The 22,017-nt window shown below is 31.9% G+C and carries 22 protein-coding genes and 1 tRNA gene; 14 read left to right on the top strand and 9 right to left on the bottom strand.

The window, feature by feature from the left end:
• Nucleotides 1–8: 8 nt before the first annotated feature.
• The 7 genes from A9601_RS12245 (at nt 9) to A9601_RS12215 (ending at nt 9,849) form a co-directional block, all read left to right on the top strand.
• On the top strand, nt 9–416 hold the full coding sequence (locus A9601_RS12245) for a DUF4332 domain-containing protein (protein WP_011818090.1): 408 nt from the start codon (nt 9–11) through the stop codon (nt 414–416).
• A gap of 327 nt (nt 417–743) precedes the next feature.
• On the top strand, nt 744–2,324 hold the full coding sequence (locus A9601_RS12240) for a CocE/NonD family hydrolase (protein ID WP_011818089.1): 1,581 nt from the start codon (nt 744–746) through the stop codon (nt 2,322–2,324).
• A 52-nt stretch (nt 2,325–2,376) separates the two neighbouring features.
• Nucleotides 2,377–4,641, top strand: coding sequence for a 1,4-alpha-glucan branching protein GlgB (glgB, locus tag A9601_RS12235; protein WP_011818088.1), 2,265 nt, complete (start codon nt 2,377–2,379; stop codon nt 4,639–4,641).
• Nucleotides 4,642–4,757: 116 nt separating this feature from the next.
• Complete coding sequence (gene hemE / locus A9601_RS12230) at nt 4,758–5,798, top strand: uroporphyrinogen decarboxylase (RefSeq protein ID WP_011818087.1); 1,041 nt, start codon at nt 4,758–4,760, stop codon at nt 5,796–5,798.
• A gap of 8 nt (nt 5,799–5,806) precedes the next feature.
• Nucleotides 5,807–6,790, top strand: coding sequence for an NAD-dependent epimerase/dehydratase family protein (locus A9601_RS12225; RefSeq protein ID WP_011818086.1), 984 nt, complete (start codon nt 5,807–5,809; stop codon nt 6,788–6,790).
• Nucleotides 6,791–6,849: 59 nt separating this feature from the next.
• Entirely contained in the window at nt 6,850–7,200 is a 351-nt protein-coding gene (gene petE / locus A9601_RS12220; RefSeq protein ID WP_011818085.1) for a plastocyanin, read from the top strand.
• 66 nt (nt 7,201–7,266) lie between these two features.
• Nucleotides 7,267–9,849 (top strand): ATP-dependent Clp protease ATP-binding subunit, encoded by a 2,583-nt coding sequence (locus A9601_RS12215; protein WP_011818084.1) that lies wholly within the window; start codon nt 7,267–7,269, stop codon nt 9,847–9,849.
• A 48-nt stretch (nt 9,850–9,897) separates the two neighbouring features.
• Here A9601_RS12215 and A9601_RS12210 read toward each other — a convergent pair whose 3' ends face one another.
• Nucleotides 9,898–10,368, bottom strand: coding sequence for a 6-carboxytetrahydropterin synthase (locus A9601_RS12210; protein ID WP_011818083.1), 471 nt, complete (start codon nt 10,366–10,368; stop codon nt 9,898–9,900).
• A 61-nt stretch (nt 10,369–10,429) separates the two neighbouring features.
• Between A9601_RS12210 and hisIE the strand changes: the two genes are divergently transcribed.
• The 4 genes from hisIE to A9601_RS12190 all read left to right on the top strand — a co-directional run bounded on the left by hisIE (nt 10,430) and on the right by A9601_RS12190 (nt 12,915).
• Entirely contained in the window at nt 10,430–11,089 is a 660-nt protein-coding gene (gene hisIE / locus A9601_RS12205) for a bifunctional phosphoribosyl-AMP cyclohydrolase/phosphoribosyl-ATP diphosphatase HisIE (RefSeq protein ID WP_011818082.1), read from the top strand.
• Between the two features lie 175 nt (nt 11,090–11,264).
• Nucleotides 11,265–12,188, top strand: a complete 924-nt coding sequence (locus A9601_RS12200; protein ID WP_011818081.1) for a sigma-70 family RNA polymerase sigma factor — start codon at nt 11,265–11,267, stop codon at nt 12,186–12,188.
• A gap of 37 nt (nt 12,189–12,225) precedes the next feature.
• Nucleotides 12,226–12,594, top strand: coding sequence for a YkvA family protein (locus A9601_RS12195; RefSeq protein ID WP_011818080.1), 369 nt, complete (start codon nt 12,226–12,228; stop codon nt 12,592–12,594).
• Entirely contained in the window at nt 12,595–12,915 is a 321-nt protein-coding gene (locus A9601_RS12190; protein ID WP_011818079.1) for a hypothetical protein, read from the top strand.
• A 194-nt stretch (nt 12,916–13,109) separates the two neighbouring features.
• Here A9601_RS12190 and A9601_RS12185 read toward each other — a convergent pair whose 3' ends face one another.
• On the bottom strand, nt 13,110–13,379 hold the full coding sequence (locus tag A9601_RS12185; RefSeq protein WP_011818078.1) for a YciI family protein: 270 nt from the start codon (nt 13,377–13,379) through the stop codon (nt 13,110–13,112).
• A gap of 98 nt (nt 13,380–13,477) precedes the next feature.
• On the opposite strand from A9601_RS12185, the gene A9601_RS12180 reads away from it, so the two are divergent.
• On the top strand, nt 13,478–13,834 hold the full coding sequence (locus A9601_RS12180; protein WP_011818077.1) for an AbrB family transcriptional regulator: 357 nt from the start codon (nt 13,478–13,480) through the stop codon (nt 13,832–13,834).
• Between the two features lie 81 nt (nt 13,835–13,915).
• On the opposite strand, the gene trpA is transcribed toward A9601_RS12180, so the two are convergent.
• The 5 genes from trpA to pyrC all read right to left on the bottom strand — a co-directional run bounded on the left by trpA (nt 13,916) and on the right by pyrC (nt 16,658).
• Nucleotides 13,916–14,758 (bottom strand): tryptophan synthase subunit alpha, encoded by an 843-nt coding sequence (gene trpA, locus A9601_RS12175; protein WP_041484521.1) that lies wholly within the window; start codon nt 14,756–14,758, stop codon nt 13,916–13,918.
• A gap of 28 nt (nt 14,759–14,786) precedes the next feature.
• Complete coding sequence (locus tag A9601_RS12170; protein ID WP_011818075.1) at nt 14,787–15,107, bottom strand: DUF3007 family protein; 321 nt, start codon at nt 15,105–15,107, stop codon at nt 14,787–14,789.
• 4 nt (nt 15,108–15,111) lie between these two features.
• A complete protein-coding gene (locus A9601_RS12165; RefSeq protein ID WP_011818074.1) occupies nt 15,112–15,345 on the bottom strand; it encodes an NAD(P)H-quinone oxidoreductase subunit L in 234 nt (77 codons plus the stop codon).
• Between the two features lie 78 nt (nt 15,346–15,423).
• A tRNA-Leu gene (locus A9601_RS12160) sits at nt 15,424–15,509 on the bottom strand.
• A 99-nt stretch (nt 15,510–15,608) separates the two neighbouring features.
• Nucleotides 15,609–16,658, bottom strand: coding sequence for a dihydroorotase (gene pyrC, locus A9601_RS12155; RefSeq protein WP_011818073.1), 1,050 nt, complete (start codon nt 16,656–16,658; stop codon nt 15,609–15,611).
• 119 nt (nt 16,659–16,777) lie between these two features.
• Here pyrC and A9601_RS12150 point away from each other — a divergent pair, with 119 nt between their 5' ends.
• A complete protein-coding gene (locus A9601_RS12150; RefSeq protein ID WP_011818072.1) occupies nt 16,778–17,857 on the top strand; it encodes a calcium/sodium antiporter in 1,080 nt (359 codons plus the stop codon).
• A 2-nt stretch (nt 17,858–17,859) separates the two neighbouring features.
• On the opposite strand, the gene gorA is transcribed toward A9601_RS12150, so the two are convergent.
• Entirely contained in the window at nt 17,860–19,224 is a 1,365-nt protein-coding gene (gene gorA / locus A9601_RS12145; protein ID WP_011818071.1) for a glutathione-disulfide reductase, read from the bottom strand.
• 52 nt (nt 19,225–19,276) lie between these two features.
• Here gorA and A9601_RS12140 point away from each other — a divergent pair, with 52 nt between their 5' ends.
• Nucleotides 19,277–20,512 carry a glutathione S-transferase gene (locus tag A9601_RS12140; protein WP_011818070.1) on the top strand — a complete coding sequence of 412 codons (1,236 nt, stop codon included), beginning with the start codon at nt 19,277–19,279 and terminating at the stop codon, nt 20,510–20,512.
• A 2-nt stretch (nt 20,513–20,514) separates the two neighbouring features.
• Here A9601_RS12140 and dnaA read toward each other — a convergent pair whose 3' ends face one another.
• Nucleotides 20,515–21,909 carry a chromosomal replication initiator protein DnaA gene (dnaA, locus tag A9601_RS12135; RefSeq protein ID WP_011818069.1) on the bottom strand — a complete coding sequence of 465 codons (1,395 nt, stop codon included), beginning with the start codon at nt 21,907–21,909 and terminating at the stop codon, nt 20,515–20,517.
• Nucleotides 21,910–22,017: the final 108 nt, after the last annotated feature.

The following is a 22,017-nucleotide window of genomic DNA, read 5'->3' as shown; positions in this document are numbered from 1 at the left end:
CTTAAACAATGGAAAGTAAAACCTTTTTAGATATTTTGCCAAATAATTTTAGACATGAGAAATATTTTTTTGTTCAAAATAATCTAATTGACATTGAAAAATTAAGTAATCTTTCTGACCAAGAAATAAATGAGATTCAAAGAAAATATTCACTATGCACATTGAATAATCTAAAGAAAATTAGAGCTATAGCTATTTTTAAAAAAGAAATTGGAATTTCTCCACCGCAAGCATATCTACTTTTGCATTGCGGCATATCTTCTATTAAATCATTATCACTATCTACTCCTTACGAATTAGAGCGCAAAATTGGTAGATTAGAAAGAAGTCTTAGAGTAAAAACTGAAACATATACAACTTTTGCTCTCTTAAAAGAATGGATTAAAAAAGCTAGTCAAATCTACAAATCTATTTGAAAACTTGGTTAAAAAAAATTTTTTAATGTAGAATTTAGAAAAAGTTAGTGAAAATGAAACCCCTGATATTTTTATTATTTTTGTTTTCCAACTCTTTATACCCTGTTTTTAGTCAGTCTAACCTACTGGAAAATGTAAAAAAGAATCCAAACGAAGCTAGGAATTTATGTAATAAGTTTAGAGAGTTTAATTCAAAAGGTATTTCTGCTAGTTCAGATAAAGCTATAGAGTATGTATCAAACAAAAAAAAGTTAACTCCCGTTAACGCAGAGATCTTTTCTATTTACGTCATTGGGCTGCACTGTCCAGACATTATCTAAAGCCTAAATGTCTGGTTCTAGATGGTTTGACAAGTCTCTAATACTTAGAGATGGAGTAAAACTTATATCAAGGATTTGGTTACCTAATAGCAATGGGCCATGGCCTGCATTATTAATGAGACAACCTTATGGCAGGGAAATTGCTTCAACTATCACCTATTCTCATCCTGAATGGTGGGCTTCCAAAGGGTATATGGTCATAATTCAAGACGTTAGAGGTATGGGTTCTTCTGAAGGAGTCTTTAATGGTTTTTCTCAAGAAGCTAGCGATACTTCAGAAACTCATGAATGGGTAAGGTCTCTAAAAGAATGTAATGGGAAACTTGGCTTATATGGTTTTTCATATCAAGGATTTACTCAACTAACCGGTGAATTATATTCAAAGCCGCCCGATTGTTTATCTCCAGCAATGACTGGGATGAATATTAAGGATCATTGGTGCTCAGATGGAGGAGCATATTGGTGGCATAACAATATTGCATGGGGACTTCAAATTGCGGCACTAAAAATGAAAAAAGAAAATAAATTGCTTGAGTGGGGAAAGATAAGATTAGCCCTAGAAAATAAAAGTTATTTAAAGGAAGGAATTGAAATTTTAAAAAAATATGATCCTAATAGCTTTGTTTTGGAATGGCTTAAAAATTTAAATAATGCTCACCCATTTGAAGAATTTAAACCAATTTCAACATGGATTAAACAACCTATGTTAATTATTGGAGGACTTTGGGATCCACATTTAAAAGGTGCCTTTGATCTTTATCAACAATCTAAAGAAGCGGGTGGAAGCCCAGAGATTATTATTGGGAATGCAACACATCTAAATTGGTGGGAGGGATCACAAGAATCTTTATTAAATTTTTTTGATAAACATTTAAAATTAGATGAAAATTTTAATTCTAAGAATTTAAAAGACGAGAAAAAAATATGGAATATTTCATTAAATAAATGGGAAGATTTAGATAATAAATTTAATCCTGAATTTATTTTTGGACTCAAAAGCGATGGTACCGCAAATGTAGAGGTTGAAGATGGAAGTCTGACCATAAATTCAAAAGGATCAGGATGGTTCACAATTGTTCATGACCCATGGAGACCTACTCCATCAGACGGTGGACATTTAGGTCAAAATCCAGGAAAGTTTAATAGAAGTATTATTGATAAAAGACTGGATGTAGGTGTTTTTCAAACCAATTCTTTTGAAGAAGATCAATATTTAACAGGAGTACCCACATTAGAAATCCAGGTAAAAAGTGATCAGCCCAATTTCGATATCTGCCTTGCTTTATCTCTAGTTGAAGAAGGTAATGAAAAGGTGAATCAATTTTCAACCGGATTCTTAAGGGTTAAAAACTCCAAAATAAATGAAGAATGCATTTATCAAATCACAATGCAACCAACAAATATTTGTTTGATTAAAGATAGCAAGCTTCGCTTATCTATATCTGCTGCAGCTTATCCCGCTATTGGAGTTAATCCGGGATTTGGGGATGGAAATATTGGATCTCCTTCAGCAAATCATAGAGTTATTACTCTAAGTTTTAGCCTTGATAAAACATTTATGAAAATGACCCCTTTTTTTTATAAATAATTAATTTTTTGGTTAATCATTTGATATTATTAATCGTTAATATCTACCAGTCATGATCGAGACAATTCAAGCAGACTGGATTAAATCAGAAGCTATCAACCTAGAAAATTGTTGCAATGATAATCCATTAAAAATATTAGGTCCTCATTTTTATGAAGAACAATGGGTAATTAGGGTATGGATGCCTGAAGCCGACGAAGTTAAAATAAATTTTAAAAACAATACCTATAAGGCGGAAAGCATAAACCATAAATGGCTTTTTGAAGCTATATTGCCTGAAAATCCAAATCACAATTACGAAATAAATATTTTACGAGGAGGGGTCACACATACACAACATGACCCTTGGTCATATAGAGAAGAATGGATGGGAGAAGTTGATAGACATCTTTTTGCAGAAGGTAATCATCATCATATTTGGGAAAAAATGGGAGCACATCTCATTGAAGAAAAGAATCAAAAAGGGGTTATGTTTTGCATTTGGGCTCCAAATGCAAAATCAATTTCGATAATTGGAGATATAAATTCTTGGGATGGAAGACATCATCCAATGCAAAAAAGATTAGGGGGAATTTGGGAACTATTCATGCCATCAATGCAAGAGGGCGATACATACAAATACGAAATAAGAACACAACAAGGTCATATCTATGAGAAAGCTGATCCATATGGTTTCCTTCATGAAATCAGACCTCAAAATGGTTCAATAGTTTCAAAGTTAAAAAACTTTAATTGGAATGATAGTTCTTGGATTTCAAACAGAGATTCTTCTAGTCAAATTAACAAGCCAATTTCAGTTTATGAAATGCATTTAGGGAGTTGGCTCCATGAATCAACAGATAATAAATATCTGGAGAACAATGGTGATCCAAGAGACCCGGTACCTGCAGCCGATTTAAAACCTGGAACACGATTATTAACTTATCCAGAATTAACCAAGAAACTAATCCCTTACGTAAAAGAAAGAGGATTTACTCATATTGAACTAATGCCAATATCTGAACATCCTTTCGATGGTTCATGGGGATACCAAGTTACAGGCTGGTATGCACCAACGAGTAGATTTGGTACCCCAAATGAATTTAGAGAGTTTGTAAATAAATGTCATGAAGAGGGCATAGGCGTAATTCTTGATTGGGTGCCCGGTCATTTTCCAAAAGATAAACATGGTTTAGCATTTTTTGATGGCTGCCATCTTTATGAGCATGGAGATTCACGAATAGGAGAACACAAAGAATGGGGGACCCTAATATTTAATTACAGCAGAAACGAAGTAAGGAATTTCTTAGTAGCAAATCTCGTTTATTGGTTTGAAGAGTTTCATATTGATGGCATAAGAGTAGATGCTGTAGCTTCCATGCTTTACAGAGATTATCTACGTCCTGATGGAGAATGGATACCCAATGAAAATGGTGGGAATGAAAATATAGAAGCCGTTAAATTTCTTCAACAGGCTAATCATGTACTCTTCCAACACTTCCCAGGTGCACTTTCTATCGCTGAAGAATCAACAACTTGGCCAATGGTAACCAAACCAACTGACATGGGAGGGTTAGGGTTTAACTTGAAATGGAATATGGGATGGATGCACGATATGCTTGATTATTTTGAAATAGATCCTTGGTTTAGGCAATTCCATCAAAATAGTGTGACTTTCTCAATTACATATAACTATACAGAGAACTTTATGCTTGCACTTAGTCATGATGAGGTCGTCCATGGGAAAAGTCATCTTTTGCATAAAATGCCTGGCGATGACTGGAAGAAATATGCAAATACTCGAGCGTTACTAACTTATATGTGGACCCACCCTGGTAAAAAAACAATATTTATGGGAATGGAATTTGGGCAAAGACAAGAATGGAATGTTTGGGATGATCTGCAATGGGAGTTACTAGAATTTGAACCCCATAAAGGTATCAGAAACTTGATTGATGACCTAAACGTTCTTTATAAAAATGAACCTGCATTATGGAAAAATGACTTTGATCCTTATGGATTCCAATGGATAGATTGTAATGACAAATCTAATTCGGTTATAAGTTTCATGAGAAGAGAAAACGATACTAATGAGTGGCTTGTTGTTGTTGCTAACTTTACACCTAATACTCATGAGTCATACAAAGTAGGTGTTCCTATGGAAGGATTCTATAGAGAAATATTTAATTCAGATGGCTCTAGATACGGGGGCAGTAACAAAGGAAATTTGGGGGGTAAAGAAACTATAAATTACAATATTCATGATTATCAAAATGCTCTAGAACTTGCTTTGCCCCCATTAAGCGTGAGTATATTCAAACATCAATCAAAAAAATAAGAAGGCTCATTTAACTTAGTGCTTCATATAAATGTTCACATAACGCTTTTGCTCTGCTTTACATTGTAAGATTTTTAAGTTGGATTTTAATTTTTTTTTAAATATCGAATTGAAAAATGGGTCAAGATTTACCGCTACTACTTTCTGCCGCATTAGGTAAAAAAGTAAATAGGCCTCCAGTATGGATGATGAGGCAAGCAGGAAGATATATGAAAATCTATAGAGATTTAAGGGAGCGTTACCCAAGCTTTAGAGAGAGGTCTGAAAATCCAGAACTATCATATGAGATTTCAATGCAGCCTTTTCATGCTTTCAAACCGGATGGTGTGATCCTTTTTTCAGATATTCTCACACCTCTTCCAGGGATGGGCATAAATTTTGAAATAATAGAAAGTAAAGGTCCAATTATTGAGGACCCAATAAGAACTCTTAATCAGGTAGAAAATTTAAGAGAATTAAATCCAAGCGAGAGTTTAAGCTTTGTTGGGCAAGTTCTTTCTTCACTAAAAAAAGATGTAAATAACGAGGCAACTATTTTAGGTTTTGTTGGCGCACCTTGGACTCTTGCTGCATATGTAGTTGAAGGTAAAAGCAGTAAGAATTATTCCTTAATAAAATCAATGGCTTTTAATGAACCAGATTTACTTCATAAACTTCTTGATCATTTTGCAAAATCTATTGGTGAATATCTTAAATATCAAATAAAATCTGGAGCGCAAGTAGTACAAATTTTTGATTCATGGGCAGGCCAACTAAGCCCACAAGATTATGATATGTTTGCTGGGCCGTATCAAAAAAAAGTTGTTGAAATTGTAAAAGCGGAATACCCTGAAACACCAATAATTCTTTACATTTCAGGAAGTGCTGGGGTACTGGAAAGAATGGCAAAAACTGGAGTAGATATAATTTCACTAGACTGGACAGTAGATATTGAAGAGGCTTGTAAAAGAATCCCCAGGGGAATTGGAATTCAAGGTAATGTTGACCCTGGCATTTTATTCGGAAACAAAAAATCAATAAAAGAAAGGATAGATGATACTTTCAATAAAATTAAAGACAGGAAATATATTCTTAATTTGGGTCATGGGATTTTACCTGGGACTCCAGAAGAAAATGCTCAAACATTTTTTGAACATGGGAAAAAACTCACTTACTAGTCAAAGTCTTGGCATATAAAAACTTATTAATAACAGGCGCTAATGGATGTGTTGGCCAATATTTAGTTGATTGGTTTTTGAAAAACACAAAATTCAGGCTTTATCTTATGGTAAGAGACAAAAATAAGTTACCAATTTCTTTTCAAGAAAATAAAAAAGTCAAGTTAATGGTGTGCGATATTAGGGAATCAAATAGGTATAGAAAGGAAATTAGTCAAATTAATTACCTAATACATACTGCTACAGCTTGGGGAGATCCAAAAAGAGCATATGAAGTAAATATTAAAGCTTTTGAAGAATTACTAGAAATGCTTGATATTGAAAAGTTAGAAAAGATTATTTATTTTTCAACAGCTAGTATTCTTGATACCCAAACAGAATTAATGAGGGAATCATTGATTTATGGAACAGAGTACATTCAAACAAAATACGAATGTTTCCAGAGACTTAGAGAAAGCTCATTTGCAGAAAAAACATTCGCTGTTTTCCCTACCCTGGTTTTTGGAGGGAATCTTGGAAAAAAAAGTAAATATCCTGTGAGTTATTTAACTAGTGGATTGAAAGAAATTGGGAAATGGCTTTGGTTAGCAAGATTTTTAAAACTCGATTCTAAATTTCACTTTATACACGCAAATGATATTGCCCAGATTTGCGGATTTCTAATTAAAAATCATAAAGAAGAGCAATACAAAGGCTTTAGAAAATTTGTGCTAGGTCAAAAATTCATTTCAATTGATGATGCCATAATTACACTGTTAAAAAGACATAATATGAGGAGATTTTTTGCGATACCGCTTACAAAAAAAATTCTAAAAATATTATTAAGAATTCTCCCGATCCAAACTACTCCTTGGGATAGCTTCAGTATCAAAAAATATGACTTTAATCATGTCCCCATCACTAATCCTGAGACTTTCAAACTTAAAAGTTATGCCAAGTCACTGAATGATATTTTAAGATTATCAAAGTTACCAAGCTGTAATAACAATTAAAATTCTCGCAGTTAGGTCACCAAAGCCTTGTAATATATAAAGATAAGCAAATTTTTATTATGTTACGTTCAATCTTTGCAGGGTTATTTGCAATAGTTTTAACTCTAGGTCTTGGTATTTCATCAGTTTCAGCTAAGACTGTTGAAGTAAAACTCGGAACGGATGCTGGAATGCTTGCATTTGAACCAAGTACAGTAACCATTAGTGCTGGTGATACAGTTAAATTCGTCAATAATAAACTTGCCCCTCACAATGCTGTTTTTGATGGGCATGAGGAATTAAGTCATGCGGACCTAGCTTTTGCTCCAGGAGAGTCTTGGGGAGAGACATTTGATACTGCTGGAACTTATGATTACTATTGCGAGCCACACAGAGGCGCTGGAATGGTAGGTAAAGTTATTGTTGAATAAATCCTCTAAATAGTTAAAACCATTTTTGACTTAATATTTATTACGGTCATATTCAAATTTTGATTGATGAAAATAGTTCCAAGCGAATTCTCAAATTCTGCTTGGGATTGTTTTATTGTCGCCAAAGAAATTGCTTATAAAAATTATCAACAAAATGTAGACGCTGATAATTTATTATTAGCTCTTATTAAAGAGGACAATATTACAAAAAATATTTTAAAAAAAAATAATGTAAATCTAAAAGATCTTGAGAGGGAAATAATTTCTTCATTAAATGCGAAAGCAAAAATGAAAAATAAACAAGATAATTTATATATTGGTGAGACTCTTCACAAAATATTTTTGAAGGCGAATGATATCAAAAATACTTTAAATGATGTAGTGATATCAACAGAACACTTAGTTTACTGTTTCACTTATGATAATAATTATGGATTTCAAATTTTAAATCAAAAAGGTATTCCAGAATTTCTTGAAATTATAAAGAAAATGAAGTCAGATCCGGCATTAAATAATGAATTTAACAGTTCTAATGAGTCTTTGGAAAAATATGGTATTGATCTAACTCAATCTGCACGAGATGGAATTTTAGACCCAGTTATTGGTAGGGATGAAGAGATTAGAAGAACAATTCAAATATTGAGTAGAAGAACAAAAAATAATCCAGTTCTTATTGGAGAACCTGGGGTTGGCAAAACAGCCATTGTAGAAGGTTTAGCTCAAAGAATTATTAATGGCGATGTGCCCTCTGCGCTACAAGATAGGAAACTAATTTCATTAGATATGGGTTCACTTTTAGCTGGAGCAAAATATCGTGGAGAATTTGAAGAAAGAATAAAAAATATTCTAAAGAAAGTGAAAAAATCAGACGGTAAGATTATTCTTTTTATTGATGAAATTCATACGGTAGTTGGCGCTGGCGCTGGTGGAGGTTCTTTAGATGCAAGCAACCTATTAAAACCAATGCTTGCGAGAGGAGAACTTAGATGTATTGGTGCTACAACTATTAATGAACATAAACAAAATATAGAAAAAGATCCTGCTTTAGAAAGAAGATTTCAAAAGATAAAAGTTGATGCTCCTTCAATAAATGACACTATATCAATTTTAAGAGGATTGAGAGAAAGATACGAAGTTCATCATAGTGTGAGAATTTCTGATAATGCTTTAGTTGCTGCTGCAACCCTTAGCGAAAGATATATTAACGATAGATTTCTTCCTGACAAAGCAATAGATCTAATCGATGAAGCAGCCTCAAGATTAAATATGGTCATAACTTCCAAACCTGAAGAAATTGATGAAATTGATCGAAAAGTTCTACAGTTTGAGATGGAAAAATTATCTTTAAAAAGAGAAACGGATGATTTTTCTATAGGAAGATTAAAAAAAATCAATAATGAACTTATATCCCTTAAAGATAAACAGGCAGAATTAGGCGCTCAATGGAAAAAAGAAAAAGATGAAATTGACGAGATTAGCACCATAAAAGAAGAAATTGAATCTGTTCAATTGCAAATAGACCAAGCCAAAAGGAGTTTTGACCTCAACAAAGCAGCAGAATTAGAATTTGGAACTTTAAATTCTTTGCAAAAAAAATTGAAAGAAAAAAGTGAGTCTTTAGTAAATTCCCAAAAAAATGGAGATACAAGTCTTTTAAGACAAGAGGTAACTTTTGATGATATTGCAGAAGTTGTCTCAAAGTGGACCTCTATTCCAGTACAGAACTTAAACCAGTCAGAAAAAGATAAACTCTTGAGCCTCGAGTCAATCCTTAAAGAAAAAATTATTGGTCAAGATAGTGCAATTAGGGCTGTTGCAGATTCCATTAAGAGATCAAGGACTGGTCTAAATGATCCAAGCAAACCATTAGCCAGTTTTCTTTTTTTAGGTCCAACTGGTGTTGGGAAAACAGAGCTAAGTAAAGTAACAGCCAAAATAATATTCGATTCAAATTCTTCAATTACAAGACTGGATATGTCTGAATATATGGAAAAGCATTCAGTGAGCAAAATTATAGGTGCGCCTCCTGGATATTTAGGTTTCGAATCAGGCGGTCAACTAACTGAAGCTGTACGCAAAAATCCTTATTCATTAATACTCCTAGATGAAATAGAGAAAGCTCACAAAGATATTTTAGATATTCTCTTACAGGTTCTTGATGATGGAATCATTACTGATGGTCAAGGTCGTACAATCAATTTCAAAAATTCAATCATTGTTCTCACAAGTAATTTAGGAAGTCAATCAATAAATGATTTATCAGTTAGAAAAGAAGATGCAAATGAAATTAAAAAAGTTGTAGATAATGAAATTAAAAAATTTTTCAAGCCTGAGTTTTTAAATCGACTTGATGAAATAGTTATTTTTAATAATTTAGAATTAAATGACATAAAAGAAATTGCAAAAATACAGCTTCAACATTTAGAAAAAAGACTTAACAAAAAAAACTTAAAATTCAAAATTACGGATGAGGCAATTAACCAACTTGTCGAAAATAGTTTCGATCATGCCTATGGTGCAAGGCCTTTAAAAAGAATTATTCAAAAACAAATTGAGACAAAAATTTCAAATAATATATTGAATAATCATTACCTTAATAAAGACGAGATTAATATTTATCTAGTTGATGGAGAGATAAATGTCGATTAAATATCTAATTAAAGAATCCTATGTGACTTTAAAATTAACAACTTTAATCTAAGATTTGAACCAATCAGGAATTTCCTCATAACTTGCTTTATTCGATTTATTTTCTTTTGATTCTGTTTTCCAACAACATGTTCTGCCTTTATCCTTATCCTGTAAGTATTCATTAGCCCATCTCCAAATTAATTCAGAGGTGAACTCCATTCCCACATTGTCCATAATTCTCAGATCTAAAGCATCTAAGTCATGTAATTTTTCCCAGTAATTCAGCAAAGGGTCATCTTTATTTATTAGAAAAGTATGGTCAAATTGCTCCTTTAATCTATTTTCTAGAGGCTTTAAACTTGAAAAATCGACAACAAAACCATTTAGGTCTAATTTTTTTGCAGTGAACCAAAAGGTGAATGATCTTGAATATCCATGCACAAATCTGCAGTGGCCTTCATGGCGCCATTGCCTATGTGAACAGGGAAAATCGTCGTAACTTTTGCTGCATGAAAATTTCAGAGAATGAATATACATCAATTAACTGTTAGGATAATTTTTAATAAAACACATTGAGTAGGATTACATAACGAACATAATGACTTATTCAGCTAATTTTTCGATAGAGGATCTACGCTTTGATAATTATGGATTAATCCCTGCAATAGCACAAGATTGGCTTGACGGATCAATTCTTATGCTTGCTTGGATGAACAAAGAATCTTTGACAATGACACTAGAAACCAAAAACGTTCATTATTGGAGTAGATCAAGATCCGAAATTTGGAGAAAAGGAGCTACAAGTGGAAGTACCCAAATACTGAAGGAGATAAGATTCGACTGCGATAATGATGCACTAATCCTTTTGATTGAACAAAATGGTTCAGGAGCATGTCACACTGGTGAAAAAAGTTGTTTTTTTAACGAAATCAAAATAAATCAAAGTGATAAAAAAGAGAAAAAAACAACTCCCTTCTCAAATATTTGCTCTGAATTATTCAATACAATTATCGAAAGATCAATAAATCCATCAGAAAAAAGTTACACAAATCATTTATTAACAAAAGGTAGTAATACTATTTTGAAAAAAATAGGAGAGGAATCTGCAGAGTTTATAATGGCTTGCAAAGATAATGATAAAAAATCAATCTCAAATGAAGCTGCTGATTTGATTTATCATCTGCAAGTTGCCCTTATGCATAAAGGGGTTGAGTGGAGAGATGTACTTGCTATTCTGGAATCAAGAAGAAAAAATTAAAAAATTAAAATTTATAATTTTTCATTTTTAATTTTTAATTTTTTTAACCTAAAAGTTTAAAAAATAATGTTGATTAACTAATTAATAATTATTAATTAATTATTAATTAATTATTACATGTATGGCTTATTACTGAATTGACTATAAGTTAAATATATTGACAAAGAGGTAAATCGTGAGTTCATTAAGCGATTTTCTTGGTGAAATAGGTCGTCATCAACTTTTGACTCCCGAAAGAGAACTCACAATGGGCAGAAAAGTCCAAGAGATGGTTGTACTTGTTAATAGATGTCAAGAGGCAGGAGGGAAAGGTCCGGCTTGTGAATACTCCGAAGCAGAGAGAAAAAAGATAAAAATTGGTGAAAAAGCTAAAAACGAGATGATAACAGCCAACTTAAGACTAGTTGTCAACCTCGCCAAGAGATACCAAGGGAAAGGATTAGAATTACTGGACTTAATTCAGGAGGGTACATTAGGTCTTACAAGGGCCGTAGAAAAATATGATCCGTCTAGAGGACATAGATTTTCCACCTATGCTTATTGGTGGATTAGGCAAGGTTTAAATAGAGCATTGTCAACTCAAAGTAGAACGATAAGGATCCCTGTTAACATTAATGAAAAACTTACAAAACTAAGATCAGCAAAATCAAAGCTTATGCAACTTAAGGGTATTCCACCTACTAGTGATGAGCTAGCTGAAGAAATGAAAATAACCAAAGAGGAAGTTGACGAACTCCTTTCTTGTGAATTGAGAAGCATCACTGTTAGTCTCCAAGGTACCGTTAAATCAAAATCAGATCCTTCCGAGTTAGTTGATATTCTTCCAAGTGATCAAACTCCCCCAATGGAGTTAGCCGAATTAGCCGAAAGGACAGCCTCGGCCTGGAAGTTATTAGATAAAGCAAATTTAACTGAGAAAGAAAGAAAGATAGTAAGCTTAAGATTTGGTTTAGACGGCTCAAATGAATGGAGAACTTTAGCTGAAGTTGCAAGACATATGAGTTGTAGCAGGGAATATTGCCGACAAGTTGTTCAACGTGCTTTAAGAAAACTTAGAAAAGCAGGTATTCAGAATGGATTAGTTGATAGTATTAGCTAAAAATTCCATTAAAAATATTTAAATTTCATTTATAAGGATGAAAGAGAATTACAAAACTCAAGAAAAAATCTATGATGCTGAAGTTTTAGAAAGTTCAACATTTGATGAAAATATCATTATCAAGATTCTTATTAAAGCGGGAAGAACAATTGCCAAGCCTGCCCTAGAAGTTTTGGAGATGGCACTAGATCCTTATACTCCTGCACAAGTGAGAGTTTCATTAATGGCTGCTTTAGCATATTTGATTATGCCATTTGATCTTTTCCCTGACTTTATGCCTTTAGTTGGTTTTAGTGATGATTTTGTAGCCCTCACAGCAGTACTCAGTATATGGAGCAAATACATGACTCCTTCAATAAGAGCAAGAGCAGAGAATAAGCTTAATAAGTTATTTCCTTTTTATTGAATGAGTAAATTATCTATACAGGAAGAAAAAGAACTCGTCTCCTTTATTAAAGATTGGTTAAAAACGCATGGATTTACCCAAAAAGACTTAGCAAATGAATTAAATATTAAATCGAGTAGAACCTCCGAGATTATTCTCAAAATTAAAGAATTATATAAAAAAGGCGGCATGTTCAATATTGCAAAAAATCTTATAAAGATTGAGCAAAAATGGTTAAACAATATCAAGAACGATTATCTAGAAACAAAACAAACACCACCATATAATCAATTAGATATCGACTCATTAGTAAACCAGATAAATCAAGATACTAGTAAATAAATATTATTTAAAATAATATATTTTGAATTAAAAATGATATAACCTCTTAAAACTAACGTTTATATAAATATCGTTTTAATTCATAAATAAGATAAATAATTGAATTATTTAAACAAAAACATTATGTATTTTTAAGTTAAATTAATTCTTTTAATAAATAGCTAATAATTACTAAATTTTTTCGTAAATCATATTTAAAATACTTGAATCCAGGGATAAATATCATAATTAATCCATATACCTTTTTCCCAATATATATCCTCCTCAATGAGATCTTTCAACTCATTTACATCATTAGCATTAAAAATTCCAAACAAATATTTGGTACATTTTGTTGGCCCTAATGTAACTAAAATATCGCTATCTTTTAAGTTTTTAAGTCTCTTAAGATGATGTTCTCGAAATGGTTCCCTTTTTATAATTGCATCTTCACAGTATCTTCCAAAAACTACAAACTTTTCCATTTTTAAATATAAATAATAAAAAGAATAGATACTTAATAATTGCATATATTACACGCAGATTGCTATGTTATTTAATACAACTTTCTTTTAAATTAATTATGCTAACTGGTAGCGATCTCCTTGCAAAAGTTAAAGAACTTGGTGATGTTAGCAAATCTGACCTAGTTCGCGCCTGTGGATATGTTTCCACTAAGAAAAACGGAGGTGAGCGCTTAAACTTTACCGCATTTTATGAAGCACTTTTAGAAGCAAAAGGGGTTAATCTTGGTGATTCCGGAGTTGCAGGTATTGGAAAAGGAGGAAGAAAACTTAGTTATATTGCTACAGTTCAAGGCAATGGAAATCTTCTGATTGGGAAAGCATATACAGCACTTCTTGATTTAAAAGCAGGTGATGAATTCGAAATAAAGCTAGGAAGAAAACAAATCAGATTGTTACCTACAGAAGAATCTTAAAGATAAAAAAAATAAATTGGTTATAAAATTTTAATTAATTTTCTATAAATAATTCTTTTAATTAATAAATTATATTTGTATTTATTTTTTTTGATCCGCAGCTAAACGCATTTCTTTACAAAACTCACCAACGTGATCGACAACATCCTTTTCACCTAAGCTCGAGATTCTTTTTACAAATGCACTCCCAATAATTACTCCATCTGCTCCCCACTCACGAACTTTATTAACGTGTTCTGGAGTTGATATTCCAAAACCAACAGCAATTGGATTGCTATTTACATCTTTTAATTTAGCAATAAGATTTTCTACTCTATTTTCCATTTTATTTCTCTCACCAGTGACACCCGTAACACTTACTAAATAAGTAAAGCCTTTTGTATGATTTGATATTTGTTTCATTCTTTCAAAAGGAGTAGTTGGCGCTACTAATAAAATTAAGTCCATAGAATGGTGACTAACTATTTTAGAAAATTTATAAGCTTCCTCCAAAGGGAGGTCAGGAACTATTAGTCCAGAAACTCCAGCATCAGATGCCATCTCACAAAACCTTTCAAAGCCAAAACATAGTAATGGATTCAAGTAAGAAAAAAGGATGATGGGAATATTTAATTTACCTTTTAAAGACTCTAAAAGTTTAATTACTTTTCTTAAGCTAGTACCTGACTTTAAGGCGCGAGAGGCCGCCAATTGAATAACAGGACCATCTGCAAGTGGGTCACTATACGGGATGCCTAATTCAACAAGGTCAGCTCCATTTTCTTGTAACTTTAATAATATCTCAGACGTTATTTCAATATTGGGATCCCCAGCCATTATAAAAGGCATTAAAGCAAATTTTTTTTTATTTTTTAACTCACTAAACATTTCATCTACCTTAGATAAAGATTCATTTTTATTAATTTGCATTTTGTTATCTTTCATAATTTTTAGATATTTTTCTATGAAAAATTTATGGATTTTTCTCTAAATCTTCCATAAGTTTTTGCTGCTCTTCCTTTGACAATGAATTGAATTTGGTTTCTAGTTTATCATTAACAACTTTTTCGTACTCTTTTCTATAACGCTTCCTTTGTTCCATAAAAGTCATTTTCCCATTCACAACTCTATAAACATAAGATGTTACCCAAGTAATAACAATCAAAATCAAGATGCAACTCGATAAAGTAGTCGCTGTAAAATTATCGATACCAATTTGCGGTGCAAATTTATAACTAATTAATCCTATTAATGAAATAAATAAACCTATTTGTATAACTTTTCCTTTAGTCAATTATTTACCCTTTACCACTTCCTTTTAGTCTGAGATTTAAAAATGGAGAAAATAAAATTAAACCTGGAAAGAAAAGAAATACAAGGCCATAAATTCCTAATCTTTCAAATTTGCCCATAATATTCCATCTATTATTCATCCAGTAAAATAGTAACAATGGGATAACCAATAAATAGGTAAAAATAATTCCGATATAAGCAATTAAAGTAGCAAATGTATTATTGAAAAAACTTTCCATTTTAATTTATGGTTGATTAGTTAAAACATAACAACTATTGAAAGTTATCGTCAGAACTAAAAATAAATAATTAAATAATGGGAGTGGGGGGACTTGAACCCCCACGAGCTAAATCGCTCGACGGATTTTAAGTCCGGCGCGTCTACCAATTCCGCCACACTCCCAAAGGAATTTGCGCTTTCTAATCGTAGCTGAAAGTAACCCATTTAACCAAGAAAAATTGGAATATTTACACTTTTAATTGTCAGATTAAATATAATTTTTTAATTTGCTATTCCTTCTACTTGCCATTGTAAAGTTTCACCTGCATGAAATGGTTTTATTTGTCCGACAATATTTTTTTCTTCAACAACATCAATATATTCTTTAATTTTATAAGGTCTAGAAACTAATTTTAATTTCTCTTTGTTTGGGGGAACATTATAAAAATTAGGGCCATTCAAACTTGCAAACTTTTCAAAATTATCTAAAGCATCCTCCTCTTCGAAAACTGTTAAATAGCTTTCTAATGCTACTGGCGAATTAAAAATGCCTGCACATCCACAAAAAGCCTTCCACTTCCTAAGGTGTGGAGCAGAGTCAGTCCCCAAGAAAAAACATTTTTTCCCACTTGTTGCCGCTTTTCTTAAAGCGAGTCTATTATTTTCCCTCTTAGCAACTGGTAAGCAGTAAAAATCACTATTTAAGCCTCCAAAAAACATTGCATTTCTATTTATATGCAAATGATGCGGAGTGATAGTAGCCCCAATATTATTTTCTTGAACAAAATCCACTGCATAAGAGGTGGTTATATGTTCTAGAACGATTTTTAATTTTGGAAATCTTTTGGTTATTTGAGAAAGTTCTTTATCTATAAAAACTTCTTCTCTATCGAATACATCTACTTCAGAATCAGTCACTTCTCCATGAATTAAAAGAGGCATTCCAGAATCTTGCATTAATTCAAAGATCTTATATAAATTTTCTATTTTCCTAACTCCATGACTGGAATTTGTTGTGGCATTAGCAGGATATAATTTAGCTGCAAAAAAAACATTATTTTTAAAACCATTAATTAGTTCCCGTTTATCAGTCTCATCTGTAAGATAAATTGTCATTAATGGTTCAAACTTGGAACTTTCTGGTAACGCTTCAACAATAGATTTTCTATAAGAAATAGCTCTATTGATTGATGTTATGGGACTTTTTGTATTTGGCATGACAATCGCTCTTCCAAAATATTCCGAAGTAAACTGAATAATATTTTTTAATACAAGACCTTCTCTTAAATGTAAATGCCAATCATCAGGTTTTATTATGTTTAAAGTCTTCAAGATTTTTTCTATTTAATCAATTTTAACAGCAAATTAAAATTGACAATCAATTATAGATATTCGAGGATAGTTATTAACCAATTAAGAAAATTTTTATTATCTAAATAAAAACCCTAAATATGAATGATTTTTTATTTCCAATAATAGAAATAGTTTTAGGCATAGTTCTACTTTTTTCTGGAGGGGAGTTTTTTATTCAAGGAGCCATATTTTTATCTTTAATTTTAGGAATACCTCAAATAGTAATTGGTTTGACAGTTGTTTCTCTAGGGACAAGCTCTCCTGAGTTGTTGGTAAGTTTGAGTTCAATTTTAAAAGGCAGTGATTCGCTTGCGGCAAGCAATGTAATTGGAAGCAATATTTTTAATGTTCTCATTGTTTTGGGCATAAGCTCATTGATAACACCTCTTAAGGTAAAAAGCAGAATAGTAAGAAGAGATGTGCCTCTTTTAATGGCAATTTCTTGTGCAGTTTGGGCCATGTCATCAACAGGCTTATTAACATTGCAAGCAGGGGTATTTCTAATATTTTGTTTAATCTTAAATACAATATGGGAAATAAATACTATGAATGAGAAAGGAGAGGAGACAAAAGACGCTGAACCTGAGATAGAAGAATTAAAAGATAACCATAAAGGGAAGCTTAATATTTTACTAAAGTTAATATTGGGAATATTTCTTTTAAGCTTTGGTTCAAATATTTTAGTAAATGGTTCTCAAACGCTTGCTACTCTTTTGGGTGTAAATGAAATTGTTATTGGTTTAACTATCGTCGCCACTGGGACATCTTTACCAGAATTAGTAACTTCAATAATTGCTGCATTTAAAGGCAAAACAGATCTTGCAATTGGGAATGTAATAGGAAGTAATTTACTAAATCAACTTTTAATCCTTGGAAGTTGCAGTATTTTTTCAGGATTTAAAGGTTTAGTAATTGAACAGAGTCTAATAAAAGTTGACTTACCTTTTATGGTTTTAACTACCTTTGCATGCTTACCAATTTTCTGGAGCAAAGGGAAAATCACAAGAATTGAAGGATTTATTTTGCTTAATCTTTATATTTTCTACATTCTCGATAAGATACTTTTCCTGAATGAATTTAACTTCCTTTCTGAATTAAGGATAGGTTTATTTATTTACTTTGCATTACTTATAACATTTCTGATTCTTCAAGAAAAATTAAAATTTTCTAATTCATAATTTTATCCATACATAGTCACAAATTCTTCTGAGATAGTTGGATGCAAAGCCATAGTAATATCAAAGTCTTTTTTTGTTATCCCTGCATTTAATGAAATTGATACCATTTGAATAATCTCAGACGATGTTTCTCCAAACATATGACATCCTAGGACTTTGTCAGTTAGCTTATGAACTACAATCTTCAACATACATTTTGATTTATTCTTTTTAAAGGTATTAGACATAGGGGTAAATTTGCATTTGAAAATTTTTATATTTTTTTCAGAGTAAATCTCTTTAGCTCTTTTCTCACTTAAGCCAACTGTTGAAATTTCTGGAATAGTAAAAACGGCCTTAGGGATATATTCATAATTCACTTTTCTTTTTTGGTCATTAAAAAAATTATCCGAAAAAACTCTCCCTTGTTCTATTGCTACTGGAGTTAAGTTTGGCTTATTTATAATATCGCCAACTGCAAAAATATTTGCGTTGCTTGTTTGATTAAGTTCATCGACATCTAAATATTGGCCATCCATCTTTAGATTTAAAAAATCTAAATTTAAAGGCAAAAGATTTGGTTCTCTTCCTGTAGCAATAAGAATATTATTAGTTAGGAGTTTATCTCCCGAGTCTAAGGTAGATTCCAGATTTCCATTTACTTTTTTGATAGAATTTAATTGAGTATTGGGGATTATATTGATATCAGCAAAAGTAGGTGATTCCTCTAGGCATGAAGAAAGATCCTCATCAAAACCATTAAGTAAATGTTGACCTCTAATTAATTGAGTTACTTCAGTACCTAAATTCCTGAAAATAGAAGCAAATTCACAAGCAATATATCCCCCTCCTACTATTAATATTGATTTAGGAAACTTTTCTAATTCAAATATATCATCACTAGTCCATGCCAAATCAACCCCAGGAATATTTAATTTCTTTGGTTTACCTCCAACTGAAATAAGAATTTTTTTTGAACTTATTTTATTTTTAATTTTCTTTGTGTTTGAACAAATAATTTCTAATTCATTTTGAGTAATAAATCTTCCTAAGCCTTCAAAAATAGTTATATTCAACTTTTTTAAAGAACTTCTATGTAAATTACTTAATCTAGAAACCTCCTCTCTAACATTCTTCAACAAAATATTTGATTCAAAATTAATACCTTCATTTTTTAATCCATATCCTTCAGAAGAATCCATATTTTTTTTACTTTTAGCTGCATAAACCATTAATTTCTTGGGCACACATCCCCTTATCACACAAGTTCCTCCTATTTGATTTGCTTCTATGATTGCGACTTTTGCTCCATAACTAGCCGCACGTTTAGCCGCTGCGAGTCCTCCAGATCCAGCGCCAACAACAATTAAATCAAATTCAAATTCCAAGACTTTTTTTAATCAATTATTATAACGTTAGTTTATAGCTTTAATTCAAATAATGAATGGGATTTTGACATGGGATGATTTAAATAAATTTGAAGTCGAAGATCTTGATAGAGTCAATGGTATAAATAATTCCTACGCAAATTTAAGATTATTTGGGCATAGTGAAAATGATGTATTAGTTACCCTTTATAGGGATAGGCATTCTTGGTGTCCTTACTGTCAGAAGATATGGTTATGGCTTGAATTTAAGAAAATTCCATACAGAGTCAAGAAAATAAATATGTTTTGCTACGGCCAAAAAGAAAGTTGGTTCCTTGAAAAAGTCAGATCGGGGAAATTACCTGCAATTGAATTTAAAGAGCAAGTTATCACTGAAAGCGACGATATCATAGCTTTTTTAGAAAATGAATTTGGAGCACTTGGATCTTTTATAACATCTAGTCACCTCATCAAAATTCGAGAGTTAGAAAGAGAAATTTTCAGATCCTGGTGTGATTGGCTCTGCCGAGAAAGCTTTAATTTTATAGATAACTCTTTTAGAAAAAAAAGATTTAAAGAATCCATTTCTAAACTCGATGAAATCTTAAGTAGCTCAAAATCAGGGTTTGTTGATCCATCAGTTTCTAACACGGGTGATTTAGAGCCTGGTGTTGGAGATATAATTTTTATTCCCTATATGGAGAGAATGAATGCATCACTTATTTATTACAAAGGGTTTAATTTAAGATCTAATTATCGTCATGTAGATAACTGGCTTACCCTTTTTGAGGGGACAAGTGCTTATAGAGGCACTCAAGGAGATTTTCATACTCATTCTCATGATTTACCTCCACAAATGGGAGGATGCTATAAAGAAAGCAATGAACAACAGATTACTTTCTCTAAACTAATAGATACTGGGGAGGGTTTAGGTAATTATGAATTAAACCAAAATTATGAGTCAAAATATTATGCAACAATTGCTCTTAAAAGAGTGATAAAGCATAAAGACAATTTACTAAAGGTAAATCCATACAATAAAGAATCCTTTGACGAATCATTGAGATCAGCTTTGAGCCATATGATCACAGGTGAAGTATTAATCCCTAAAAAACTTTCAGGAATCTCTCTAAGATACTTAAAAAACAGAATCTCAGTTCCAAGAGATATGCCAATTATTTCAGCAAGGTTATTAAGGCAATCATTAAATAAAATTGAATCGCTTAGTAACATCAATGAAATAGATAAGATACCTTTTAGGCATCGATATGATCAAGATCCAATAAATTTCATTTCTAGTTATAAGTAAAACTATAAATTTTTTCTCGAATCTATTTGAAGTAAATCTCTTATTTTTTGAACTTGACTTGCAATATTTGGATCAATAGATAACTTTTTTTCAACTTGTTCAATAGCATACATAACTGTTGTATGGTCCTTACCCCCAAACTCATCTCCAATTCTTGGTAGGCTTAGATCCGTACCATGTCTCATAAGATACATACCTATTTGTCTAGCTTGACTTACTGGTTTTCTCCTACTTGAACTGATCAATTCATCAGTAGAAACTTTAAAGAAATCTGACACTTTATTAATAACTTGTTTTGGAGTAACGACTACACCAACACTATTAGGATCAAGCATTGGAGCAATTGATTGAACTGTCATTGGCAAGCCTGTTATTGATGCAAATGCAACAGCTCTAGTAAATGCTCCTTCCAATTCTCGAATATTCGAAGTGAATCTTCCTGCTATAAATTGAATTAAATCTCTTGGAAGACTCATCCTCTCTTGTTCTGCCTTTTTTTGAAGGATGGCTGTCCTCGTCTCAAGGTCAGGTGGTTGAATATCTGCGGTCATACCCATTGAGAACCTAGAAATTAATCTCTCTTGAATTCCCGACAACTGATTTGGTGGTCTGTCACTTGCAATAACTATTTGACTTCCTGATTCGTGAAGTGCGTTAAAAGTATGAAAGAATTCTTCCTGTGTATACTCTTTGCCTTCTAAGAACTGTATATCATCTATTAAAATCAAATCTACATTTCTATATTTATCTCGTATAGCTGTCATTCCATCTCTTCGAATACCACTAATAACATCATTTGTAAAAGTCTCTGTAGATACATATTTAACTTTTGCTTCTGGATCTATTTCTACTCGATAATGACCTATTGCTTGCATTAAATGAGTCTTACCAAGGCCTACTCCTCCACAAATAAATAATGGATTGAATTCTCTCCCAGGAGATTCGGCAACGGCTAAAGCTGCGGCATGAGCCAACCTACTATTTGGACCTACAACAAATCTTTTAAAGACGTAGCGTAAATTTAAACCATTAGGATTTTTGAATTGATTTTTTGAAGAATTATTTTGGTTATTACTAGAAAAAGATCTTGTTTTATGATGAACATTCTTTTCGTTAGCTTTATCTTCATTTGATAAATCGCTGCTGGTATTCGTTTCAGATTTAAAAACAACTTTTACATCATGACCGCAGATTTCCTTCGCAGCTTTTTCAATAGTTTCACAATAATTCTTTCTCAACCAATCACTAGAAAATGTATTTGGGGCGATTAAAGTTAATAAGCCATTTTCAAAACAATTAAACTTAGCAGGCCTTATCCATGTCTCAAATGAAGGCTTACTTAAAGTTTTTTGGAGTGATTGTTGAACTTCCGCCCAAATAGGATTAGTTGCTTGCAAAGTTTTATTCTCTAGATTATCAATCTAGTTGGAATTTAATAATTGGCCATTATCAAATCACAAGATCACGACAAATTTAAAATTATTTAACAAAGTATCGACTAAATT

Origin of the sequence: Prochlorococcus marinus str. AS9601 (assembly GCF_000015645.1) — a bacterium.
GTDB lineage: Bacteria > Cyanobacteriota > Cyanobacteriia > PCC-6307 > Cyanobiaceae > Prochlorococcus_A > Prochlorococcus_A marinus_O.
The sequence above is the reverse complement of the archived record's forward strand: the minus strand, read 5'-3'. Positions and strand labels throughout refer to the sequence as shown.

Bases quoted from the DNA above. Each gene is read 5' to 3' on its own strand.
- A9601_RS12245 (WP_011818090.1), top strand. From the start codon at position 9: ATGGAAAGTAAAACCTTTTTAGATATTTTGCCAAATAATTTTAGACAT.
- A9601_RS12240 (WP_011818089.1), top strand. From the start codon at position 744: ATGTCTGGTTCTAGATGGTTTGACAAGTCTCTAATACTTAGAGATGGA.
- glgB (WP_011818088.1), top strand. From the start codon at position 2,377: ATGATCGAGACAATTCAAGCAGACTGGATTAAATCAGAAGCTATCAAC.
- hemE (WP_011818087.1), top strand. From the start codon at position 4,758: ATGGGTCAAGATTTACCGCTACTACTTTCTGCCGCATTAGGTAAAAAA.
- petE (WP_011818085.1), top strand. From the start codon at position 6,850: ATGTTACGTTCAATCTTTGCAGGGTTATTTGCAATAGTTTTAACTCTA.
- A9601_RS12215 (WP_011818084.1), top strand. From the start codon at position 7,267: ATGAAAATAGTTCCAAGCGAATTCTCAAATTCTGCTTGGGATTGTTTT.
- A9601_RS12210 (WP_011818083.1), bottom strand. From the start codon at position 10,368: ATGTATATTCATTCTCTGAAATTTTCATGCAGCAAAAGTTACGACGAT.
- hisIE (WP_011818082.1), top strand. From the start codon at position 10,430: ATGACTTATTCAGCTAATTTTTCGATAGAGGATCTACGCTTTGATAAT.
- A9601_RS12195 (WP_011818080.1), top strand. From the start codon at position 12,226: ATGAAAGAGAATTACAAAACTCAAGAAAAAATCTATGATGCTGAAGTT.
- A9601_RS12190 (WP_011818079.1), top strand. From the start codon at position 12,595: ATGAGTAAATTATCTATACAGGAAGAAAAAGAACTCGTCTCCTTTATT.
- A9601_RS12185 (WP_011818078.1), bottom strand. From the start codon at position 13,379: ATGGAAAAGTTTGTAGTTTTTGGAAGATACTGTGAAGATGCAATTATA.
- A9601_RS12180 (WP_011818077.1), top strand. From the start codon at position 13,478: ATGCTAACTGGTAGCGATCTCCTTGCAAAAGTTAAAGAACTTGGTGAT.
- trpA (WP_041484521.1), bottom strand. From the start codon at position 14,758: ATGAAAGATAACAAAATGCAAATTAATAAAAATGAATCTTTATCTAAG.
- A9601_RS12165 (WP_011818074.1), bottom strand. From the start codon at position 15,345: ATGGAAAGTTTTTTCAATAATACATTTGCTACTTTAATTGCTTATATC.
- A9601_RS12150 (WP_011818072.1), top strand. From the start codon at position 16,778: ATGAATGATTTTTTATTTCCAATAATAGAAATAGTTTTAGGCATAGTT.
- A9601_RS12140 (WP_011818070.1), top strand. From the start codon at position 19,277: ATGAATGGGATTTTGACATGGGATGATTTAAATAAATTTGAAGTCGAA.